This window comes from Streptomyces sp. NPDC059456 (assembly GCF_042750055.1).
Taxonomy (GTDB): domain Bacteria; phylum Actinomycetota; class Actinomycetes; order Streptomycetales; family Streptomycetaceae; genus Streptomyces.
This window is the reverse complement of the sequence record NZ_JBHYVA010000316.1, coordinates 1-9238: the sequence shown is the minus strand read 5'-3', so window position 1 is coordinate 9238 and position 9238 is coordinate 1. Positions and strand designations below refer to the sequence as shown.

At 72.0% G+C, this 9238-nt stretch carries 7 protein-coding genes; 3 read left to right on the top strand and 4 right to left on the bottom strand.

Translation table 11 applies throughout. The features are described from left to right. Positions 1-81: 81 nt before the first annotated feature. On the bottom strand, positions 82-2652 hold the full coding sequence (gene pepN / locus ACFXA3_RS24850) for an aminopeptidase N (RefSeq protein ID WP_385190285.1): 2571 nt from the start codon (positions 2650-2652) through the stop codon (positions 82-84). Between the two features lie 124 nt (positions 2653-2776). Here pepN and ACFXA3_RS24845 point away from each other — a divergent pair, with 124 nt between their 5' ends. Then, positions 2777-3424 (top strand): DsbA family protein, encoded by a 648-nt coding sequence (locus ACFXA3_RS24845; RefSeq protein ID WP_385190284.1) that lies wholly within the window; start codon positions 2777-2779, stop codon positions 3422-3424. Positions 3425-3578: 154 nt separating this feature from the next. Here the strand turns inward: ACFXA3_RS24845 and ACFXA3_RS24840 are convergent, their stop codons facing one another. Both ACFXA3_RS24840 and ACFXA3_RS24835 read right to left on the bottom strand, forming a co-directional pair. Further along, positions 3579-4235 carry a superoxide dismutase gene (locus ACFXA3_RS24840; RefSeq protein ID WP_385190282.1) on the bottom strand — a complete coding sequence of 219 codons (657 nt, stop codon included), beginning with the start codon at positions 4233-4235 and terminating at the stop codon, positions 3579-3581. 228 nt (positions 4236-4463) lie between these two features. Further along, complete coding sequence (locus ACFXA3_RS24835; RefSeq protein ID WP_385190280.1) at positions 4464-5873, bottom strand: amino acid permease; 1410 nt, start codon at positions 5871-5873, stop codon at positions 4464-4466. A 165-nt stretch (positions 5874-6038) separates the two neighbouring features. Here ACFXA3_RS24835 and ACFXA3_RS24830 point away from each other — a divergent pair, with 165 nt between their 5' ends. Further along, positions 6039-6821, top strand: a complete 783-nt coding sequence (locus tag ACFXA3_RS24830; protein WP_385190277.1) for an SDR family NAD(P)-dependent oxidoreductase — start codon at positions 6039-6041, stop codon at positions 6819-6821. Between the two features lie 71 nt (positions 6822-6892). Here ACFXA3_RS24830 and ACFXA3_RS24825 read toward each other — a convergent pair whose 3' ends face one another. Further along, positions 6893-8299, bottom strand: a complete 1407-nt coding sequence (locus ACFXA3_RS24825; RefSeq protein ID WP_385190274.1) for an amino acid permease — start codon at positions 8297-8299, stop codon at positions 6893-6895. Between the two features lie 285 nt (positions 8300-8584). Between ACFXA3_RS24825 and ACFXA3_RS24820 the strand changes: the two genes are divergently transcribed. Then, positions 8585-9166, top strand: a complete 582-nt coding sequence (locus ACFXA3_RS24820; protein WP_385190272.1) for a biotin transporter BioY — start codon at positions 8585-8587, stop codon at positions 9164-9166. The last annotated feature ends 72 nt before the right edge of the window (positions 9167-9238 follow it).

The following is a 9238-nucleotide window of genomic DNA, read 5'->3' as shown; positions in this document are numbered from 1 at the left end:
AACCCCCCCGCCCATCCCCCCCCGCGCCCCCCCGCCCCCCCCCCGGGGGGGCCGCCGCCCCCCCCCCCCCCCCGCACGCCGCTAGACCGCCGCGGAGGCCTCGCCGGAGGCCGCGTCACAGGCCTGCGCACGCAGCGCGCGGGCCAGGTCGTCACGGGCCTCCAGCACCAGGCGGCGCAGCGCCGGAGCGGCGCCGGCGTGCGCGGACAGCCAGGCGTCCGTGGCGGCGAGCGTCGCCTCGGAGTCCTCCAGCGAGGGGTACAGCCCCTTCACCACGTGCATGCCGATCTGGATGGACCGCTCCGTCCAGATCCGCTCGATCACCTCGAAGTAGCGCCCCGCGTACGGCGCCAGCAGCGCCCGCTGCGAGGACTGCTGCATACCGGCGATCGTCGCCTCCACCAGCGCGTTCGACAGTGCGTCCGACTCGACGACCGCCGCCCACGCCTGGTCCTTGACCGCCTCGGACGGCCGCGCCGCCAGGCAGCGCACCTGGTGCCGCTTGCCCGAGGCCGTGTCGTCGCGGACCAGCTCGGCCGTCAGCACGGCCTCGTCCACCGCGCCGTGCGCGGACAGCGGCAGCAGGAAGTCCCACCGCAGTTCCTGGTCCACCTCCAGCCCGTCGATCCGCGCCGACCCGTCCAGCAGCCCCAGCAGCAGCTGGAAGTCGCCCTCCGTCGCCGCACTCGCCGCGAAGAAGCGGGCCCAGGTCAGCTGGTGCTCCGAACCCGGCTCCGCCCGGCGCAGCTCCTGGAGCGCGACCGCCGACAGCACCCGGCCGCCCTGCTCGCGCCAGTCGGCCGCCGCGTAGTGCGTGACCGCGGTCAGCGCCTGCGAGTGCAGCATCTGGAGCACGCCGACGTCCGTCTCACGGCCGGAGTGGGCCAGCACCAGGGCGACGAAGTCACGCGCCGGCACCAGCCCGTCGCGCGTCAGGTTCCACAGCGCCGACCAGCACAGCGCCCGCGCCAGCGGATCGGCCAGGTTCCCGAGCCGCTGGCGCAGCGTCTCCAGCGAGCCCTCGTCGAAGCGCATCTTGCAGTACGTGAGGTCGTCGTCGTTGACCAGCACCAGGTCGGGCCGCTCCTGCCCGGCGAGCTCCGGCACGGCCGTCCGCGCGCCCGCCACGTCCGCCTCGGCCCGTGCGTAGCGCACCAGCGAACCGTCCTGGAGCCGGTACAGGCCGACGGCGACCCGGTGCGGGCGCAGCTGCTCGCCCTCCTGGACCACGGCCAGCTCGGTCACCCGGCCGCCCGCGTCGTACGTCACCACCGGCGTCAGCACGTTCACGCCGGCCGTCTGGAGCCACGCCCGGGACCACTCGGCCATGTCCCGCCCGGAGACCTCCGCGAGGACCGACAGCAGATCGTCCAGCGTGGTGTTCCCGTAGGCGTTGGCCTTGAAGTAGCGCCGCGCGCCCTCCAGGAACGCCTCCCGGCCCACGTACGCGACCAGCTGCTTGAGCACCGCCGCGCCCTTGGCGTACGTGATGCCGTCGAAGTTGAGCTTCGCGTCCTCCAGATCGCGGATGTCGGCCGTGATCGGGTGCGTGGAGGGCAGCTGGTCGGCCCGGTACGCCCACGCCTTGCGGTTGTTGGCGAACGTCACCCAGGCCTGGTCGAAGCGGGTCGCCTCCACCTGGGAGAACGAGCCCATGAAGTCCGCGAAGGACTCCTTCAGCCACAGGTCGTCCCACCACTTCATGGTGACGAGGTCGCCGAACCACATGTGGGCCATCTCGTGCAGGATCGTGTTGCAGCGCCGCTCGTACGCCGCCCGCGTCACCTTGCCGCGGAAGATGTACTCCTCGCGGAAGGTCACCATCCCCGGGTTCTCCATCGCGCCCAGGTTGTACTCCGGCACGAACGCCTGGTCGTACTTCCCGAAGGGGTACGGGTAGTCGAAGTGCTCGTGGAAGAAGTCGAATCCCTGCTTGGTGACGAGGAAGACGTCGTCCGCGTCGAAGTGCTTCGCGAGCCCCTTGCGGCACATCGCGCCCAGCGGGATCGTCAGCTCCCCGCGCGTGTAGGTGTCCGTGACGTAGTGGTACGGGCCCGCCACCACGCAGGTGATGTAGGTGGAGATCGGCGCGGTCTCGGCGAAGCGGCGGGTCAGGCCCTCGCGGGACTCCTCCGCGCCGTTGCTCCAGACGTGCCAGCCCTCCGGCGCGGTCACCTCGAAGCGGTGGGGCGCCTTCAGGTCGGGCTGCTCGAAGTTCGCGTACACCCGGCGGGCGTCGGCCGGCTCGTACTGCGTGTAGAGGTAGACCTCGCCGTCCTCCGGGTCGACGAAGCGGTGCATGCCCTCGCCGGTCCGGCTGTACGCGCAGTTCGCGTCCACCACCAGGACGTTCTCGGAGTCCAGCCCGGCCAGGGCGATCCGCGCCCCGTCGAAGACGGCGGCCGGGTCCAGGGCGCGCCCGTTGAGGGTCACGGAGTTCACCGACGGGGCGACGAGGTCCGCGAAGGTGGCCGAGCCGGGAGCCGCCGCCCGGAAGTGGATCGTGGTCACCGAGCGGAAGGTCCGGGGACCCTCGGCCGGTTCCGCCTCCTCCACGGCGGACCTCAGGTCGAGGACGACCTCGTACCCGTCGACGGACAGCAGCTCCGCCCGCTCGCGGGCCTCGTCACGGGACAGATTCTCTCCGGGCACGTGCACTCCTTCGTGCGTGATCGCGATACCTGATCGAATCCTCCCACGGGGGAATGCGCGAGGTCCTGGCCTGGTTGGGGAGGGGGAACACGACCACCGATGCCCACGCGACTCGAGGAGAGACATGGCCGACACCCAGGTGCGCGAGAAGACCCCGGTCGACTTCTGGTTCGACCCGCTCTGCCCCTGGGCCTGGATGACGTCCCGCTGGATGCTGGAGGTCGAGAAGGTCCGCGACGTCGAGGTGCGCTGGCACGTGATGAGCCTCGCCGTCCTCAACGAGAACAAGCTCGAAGAGCTGCCCGAGCGCTACCGCGAGATCCTCGGCCCCAAGGGCTGGGCCCCGGTCCGCGTCGTCATCGCGGCCCAGCAGAAGCACGGTGAAGAGGTCACCGGCAAGCTCTACACCGCGCTCGGCACCCGGATCCACAACGAGGACAAGGGTGCGACCCGCGAGGTCATCGCCGAGGCGCTGGCGGAGGTCGGCCTGCCGGCCGAGCTGCTCGCCTACGCCGACTCCGACGAGTACGACCAGGTGCTGCGCGACTCCCACAACAACGGCATCGAGCGCGTCGGCCAGGAGGTCGGCACCCCGGTGATCTCCGTACCCGGCGCCGAGGGCGACGACGTCGCCTTCTTCGGGCCGGTCGTCACGCCCACCCCGCGCGGCGAGGCCGCCGCCCGGCTGTGGGACGGCACCCTGCTGGTCGCCGCCACCCCCGGCTTCTACGAGATCAAGCGCACCCGCACCAAGGGCCCGTCCTTCGAGTAGGACCGCCGGTCCGCCGACGCACGCAGAAGACCCCCCCAAGTCACGTCCTTGCGGGGGTCTTCCGTTGGACGCCCCCTACGCGAAGGTTGAGAAGACGATCACGAGGAGGGGGCACCCCCCGGCCGGAGGCCGGGGGAGGCGTGCGGGGCTGCGATCAGCCCTTGACGGGGATCAGCAGCGGGGTGTTCGCCTTGGCGTCGGCGTAGCGCCGGGCCACGTCCTGCCAGTTGACGACGTTCCACATGGCCTCGATGAAGTCCACCTTCTGGTTCTTGTACTGCAGGTAGAAGGCGTGCTCCCAGGCGTCGAAGACCAGGATCGGGGTGCTGGCGACGCCTACGTTGCCCTGGTGGTCGTAGACCTGCTCGACGACCAGACGGCCGCTGACCGGCTCGTACGCGAGCACGCCCCAGCCGGAGCCCTGCGTCGCCGAGGACGCGAAGGTCAGCTGCTTCCTGAACTTCGCGAAGGAGCCGAAGGACTCGGTGATGGCGTCCGCGAGCTCGCCGACGCCGTCCGCGGCGGTGGGCTCGCCGCCGCCCTCGCCGGTCTTCGGGCTGGCCATGTTGTGCCAGTAGATGCTGTGCAGGATGTGGCCGGAGAGGTGGAAGGCCAGGTTCTTCTCCAGGCCGTTCAGCGCGCCCCAGTTCTCCTTGTCGCGCGCCTCCTCCAGCTGCTCCAGCGTGGTGTTGGCGCCCGTGACGTAGGCCGCGTGGTGCTTGTCGTGGTGCAGCTCGATGATCTGCGGGTTGATCACCGGCTCCAGGGCCGCGTAGTCGTACGGAAGCTCAGGAAGCGTGTAGATGGCCATGCGTGTTATCCGGTCCCCTCGGCGTGCCAACTGCTTATTGCAATCAATGCGCAACTGCACGCTAGCAGTATCTATTCCTGTGATCACGTAAGGGTCGCCTGACCTCGCCGGGGTGCGGGCGGGGGACATGACGAAGGCGCCCCCCGTGCCGTGCACGGAGGGCGCCTTCGTCGCGGGCGCCCCTCGGGAGCGCGCCGGCCGGGACCGCGCCGGCCGGAAGCGGGCCGGTCAGGGGCGGGCCGCCGCCCGGCGCTGCATCGCGTAGCCGGTCGCCGCGAGGGCCAGGGTGAGGCCGCCGGTGAAGACGACCTGGACCCGGGTGTCCTCGCCCAGGACCATCAGGACCAGGACCCCGGCCACGCCGGCCAGCGCCACCCACGTCAGGTACGGGAAGCCCCACATCTTCACGACGAGCTTCCCGGGGGCCTCCCGCTCCAGCCGGCGCCGCAGCACGAACTGCGAGACCGCGATGAAGCCCCAGACGACGAGGATGACCCCGCCGACCATGTTCAGCAGCCAGGCGAACAGGGTGTCCGGGTACCAGTAGGACAGCAGCACCGTCACGAAGCCGAACCCGCAGGAGGCGAGCACCGCGCGCCGCGGCACCCGGCCGCTCACCTTGCCCAGCGCCTTGGGGCCCTGGCCGCGGGCGACGAGCGAGTACGCCATGCGGGAGGAGCCGTAGATGTTCGCGTTCATCGCCGAGAGCAGGGCGATCAGGATGACCACGTTCATGATCTCGCCGGCGGCCGGGATGCCCAGGCGGTCCAGGGTGGCCGCGTACGGGCCCTGTTCGGTGACCGCCGGGTCGTTCCACGGCAGCAGCGTCACGATGACCAGCATGGAGCCGACGTAGACGATCGCGATCCGCCACATGGTGGTCTTCACGGCCCGGGCCACGCCCTTGACGGGGTCGTCCGACTCGGCGGCCGCGATGGTCACGGTCTCCAGGCCGCCGTACGCGACGACCGACGCCAGCAGTCCGACCAGCAGGCCGTCCGTGCCGCCCGGCAGGAACCCGCCGTCGTGTACGAGATGGGCGGCGCCGGGGGCGGCGGTGCCGGGCAGCATGCCGAGGACGGCCAGTACGCCCAGGCCCAGGAACAGCGCGATCGCACCGATCTTGAGCGCGGCGAACCAGAACTCGAACTCGCCGAAATGGGAGACGGCGGCCAGGTTGGTGCCGCAGAACAGTGCCATGAAGGCCAGCACCCACACCCAGGACGGGATGCCGGGGAACCAGCCGGTCATGATGTGCGCCGCGCCGATCGCCTCGATGGCCACGCCCACGCACAGCAGCGTCCAGAACATCCAGCCGGCCGTGAACCCGGCCCAGGGGCCGATGGCCCGGTCCGCGTGGACGGAGAAGGAACCGGAGGCGGGGTTCGCGGCGGACATCTCGCCGAGCATCCGCATCACGAACATCACGAGCAGTCCGGACACGGCGTACGCGATCACGATCGAGGGACCCGCGGCGGCGATGCCGGCGCCGGAGCCCACGAAGAGCCCGGCGCCGATGACCCCGCCGAGGGCGATCATCGAAAGGTGGCGCTGCTTGAGGCCGTTGCCGAGGGGGGACCCCGCGCCGCCCGAGGGGGGAGCGTCCTGGACGCGCGGCGCGGTGGATGTCTGGCTCATGAAGGTGGTGCCTGTCCGGTGTGCGGGTGGACGGGAGGAAGTGCCCCAGTCTCACCCGCGTCCGATCAACGGACATTCTGCGTCCGTTATTCGGACAACGGGATGACCGCCGGTGATCGTCCCCGTACGCTCGCGGCAGACGCCGGACACGGGACAGGGGGCCGAATGGACCACGGCATACGGGAATTGGCGGCGACGGGCCGGGGCGTACTGGTCACCGGAGCCTCCCGGGGCATCGGGCGGGCCGTCGCCACCGCCTTCGCACGGCAGGGCGACCGCGTCGCCGTCCACTGCACCGCCCGCCGGGCCGACGCCGAACGGACCCTCGCCGGACTGCCGGGGGACGGCCACGTCCTGCTCACCGGCGACCTCGCCGACCCCGCACAGGTGGCGGACCTCGCCGCCCGGGCCGAGGAGGCGCTCGACGGCGTGGACGTCCTCGTCAACAACGCCGCCGTCATGGTCGCGCACCCGCTGCCCACCACCTCGTACGCCGACTGGCAGGCCGCCTGGCAGCACACCGCCGCGGTCAACCTGTTCGGCGCCGCGAACCTCATGCACTGCGTCGCCCGCCGCATGATCGACGGCCGCCGCGCGGGCCGCGTCGTCAACATCGGCTCGCGCGGAGCCTTCCGCGGCGAGCCCGACCACCCGGCCTACGGCGCGACCAAGGCGGCCCTGCACGCCCTCGGCCAGTCCCTCGCCGTCTCCCTGGCCCCGCACGGCATCGCGGTCGCGGCCGTCGCGCCCGGTTTCGTCGCCACCGAGCGGGTCGCCGGCCGGCTCGACGGCGAGGAGGGCGAGCGCATCCGCGCCCAGAGCCCCTTCGGCCGGGTCGGCACTCCGGAGGAGGTCGCCGCCGCGGTCCTCCACCTCGCCTCGCCCGCGGCCGTCTGGAGCTCGGGCACCGTCCTCGACGTGAACGGCGCCTCCCACCTCAGGACCTGACGCCACCGCAACGCACGGCAGGCCCCCGCGCACCCGGCGCGGGGGCCTGCTCCGTCACCGCTGCCGCGGGATCAGGCCTTCGGCGCCCGGACCTCGCGCACCCACGCCACCACGAGCACGGCGGCCGCCGCGCCCGCGGACCACAGCAGCTGCGGCCGCGCCGAGTCGTCGAACAGCATCAGCACCAGCACCGCCGCCATGCCGAGCAGCGCCGTCCACGTCAGGTACGGGAAGCACCACATCCGCAGCGTCAGCCGCTCCGGCATGTCCCGCTCCAGCATGCGGCGCAGCCTCAGCTGCGAGACCGCGATCAGCGCCCACACGAACAGCAGCACCGCGCCGACCGCGTTGAGCATGTAGAGGAACACCGTGTCCGGCCACAGCAGGTTCAGCACCACCGACACGAAACCGAAGGCCACCGATGCGAAGACCGCCCGGCGCGGCACCCCGCCGCCCGACACCTTCAGCAGCGCCCCGGGCGCCTCGCCGCGCTCGGCCAGCGAGAACACCATGCGCGAGGACCCGTACAGGTTGGCGTTGAGCGCGGAGAGCAGCGCCACGAACACCACGATGTTCATGATCTGGCCGGCCGCCGGGATCCCGATCGAGTCCAGGACCGCCACGTACGGGCTCTGCCCCGGCTCCAGCGAGTCCCACGGCAGCAGGGTCACGATGACCAGCATCGAGCCGACGTAGAAGAAGAGGATGCGCCACACCGCGCTGCGCACCGCGCGGGCCACGGACTTGGCCGGGTCGTCGGACTCGGCGGCCGCGATGGTGACGACCTCCAGGCCGCCGAAGGCGAAGATGACGGCGAGCATGCCGGCGACCACCCCGCCGAAGCCCTCGGGGAAGAAGCCGCCGTGGCCGGTGAGGTTGGCCATGCCGATGGGGTCGGTGTCGGGGAGCAGGCCGAAGACCGCGAGGGTGCCGAGGACCAGGAACAGGACGATCGCGCCGACCTTGAGGGCCGCGAACCAGAACTCGAACTCGCCGAAGTTCTTCACTGCGGCCAGGTTGCTCACGGTGAAGACCACCATGAAGATCAGCACCCACACCCACTGGTCCACCGCGGGCAGCCAGCCGTTCGCGATCTTCGCCGCGCCGGTGGCCTCCACCGCCAGCACCACGACCAGCAGGAACCAGTAGAGCCAGCCCGCCGAGAAACCGGCCCAGCGGCCCAGCGCCCGCTCCGCGTACACGGAGAACGACCCGGAGGCGGGCATCGCCGCCGACATCTCGCCGAGCGCGCGCATCACCAGCATGGCGAGGGCGCCCGCGAGCAGGTAGGAGCAGATGATCGCGGGCCCGGCGATGCCGATGCCGGCGCCGGAGCCGACGAACAGCCCGGCGCCGATCACGCCGCCGAGGCCCAGCATGGTCAGGTGGCGCTGCTTGAGGCTGTGGCTGAGGGGTTCCACCGGCAGGTCGGGCCCGGCGGGGCCGGTCGGAGGAGTGGTGGGCAAGCGGTCGCGCATGAGTGGATGCTCGTACTCTCGTGCTCGGCAGCGGCGGTGGGGGCTCCGCAGTGGATTGGCGGGACCCTACAGTCTCGCCGGACGGCGCCTCTCCGCGCAAAACGGACGTGTTGTCTGAATCTGGCTCGTGACGCGGATCACCCTCCCTGAAGGAGGGGCCGGTCTCTTTGTGCACTCCCCACCAAACCGGTGAGTAGGGCTTTGTTCCGGCCGGAGGTGGGGCGGCGCCCGGCCGCGCATTAGCGTCGGTGATCGTCCCGTCACCCTCACTCCGCGGAGCCTCCGATGAGCACTGCTTCCGTCTCCTTCCGCCCCGGCGTCGTCCTCGCCGACCTGCTGCCCGCGAGCCGCGTCCGCGACATCGCGCTCGTCGTCGGCGGAGCCGCGCTGACCGGCCTCGCCGCGCAGATCTCCGTGCCGGTCCCCGGCTCCCCGGTCCCGGTCACCGGCCAGACCTTCGCGGCCCTGCTGGTCGGCACCGCGTTCGGCGCCCGCCGCGGCTTCCTCTCGCTCGCCCTCTACGCCCTCGCCGGCATGGCGGGCATGCCGTGGTTCGCGGGCGGCACCTCCGGCGCGGGCGGCGCCTCCTTCGGCTACGTGCTCGGCATGCTGCTCGCCGCCACCGTCGCGGGCGCCCTGGCCCGCCGCGGCGCCGACCGTTCCGTCCTGCGCACGGCGGGCACGATGGTGCTGGGCTCCGCCCTGATCTACGCGGTCGGCGTGCCGTACCTGGCGCTGTCCACCGGGATGTCCTTCGGCGCGGCCGTCGCGGCGGGCCTGACCCCGTTCCTGATCGGCGACGCGCTCAAGGCGGCGCTGGCGATGGGCCTGCTGCCGGCCACCTGGAAGCTCGTCGGCCGCAAGTAGCCCCCGTACGGCCGCAGCGGCGCGCGGGTACGCGGCCTGCGGCGGCGGCAAGCACGGCAGCCCCCCCCCCCC

Bases quoted from the DNA above. Each gene is read 5' to 3' on its own strand.
- ACFXA3_RS24820 (WP_385190272.1), top strand. From the start codon at position 8,585: ATGAGCACTGCTTCCGTCTCCTTCCGCCCCGGCGTCGTCCTCGCCGAC.
- ACFXA3_RS24830 (WP_385190277.1), top strand. From the start codon at position 6,039: ATGGACCACGGCATACGGGAATTGGCGGCGACGGGCCGGGGCGTACTG.
- ACFXA3_RS24825 (WP_385190274.1), bottom strand. From the start codon at position 8,299: ATGCGCGACCGCTTGCCCACCACTCCTCCGACCGGCCCCGCCGGGCCC.
- ACFXA3_RS24840 (WP_385190282.1), bottom strand. From the start codon at position 4,235: ATGGCCATCTACACGCTTCCTGAGCTTCCGTACGACTACGCGGCCCTG.
- ACFXA3_RS24845 (WP_385190284.1), top strand. From the start codon at position 2,777: ATGGCCGACACCCAGGTGCGCGAGAAGACCCCGGTCGACTTCTGGTTC.
- ACFXA3_RS24835 (WP_385190280.1), bottom strand. From the start codon at position 5,873: ATGAGCCAGACATCCACCGCGCCGCGCGTCCAGGACGCTCCCCCCTCG.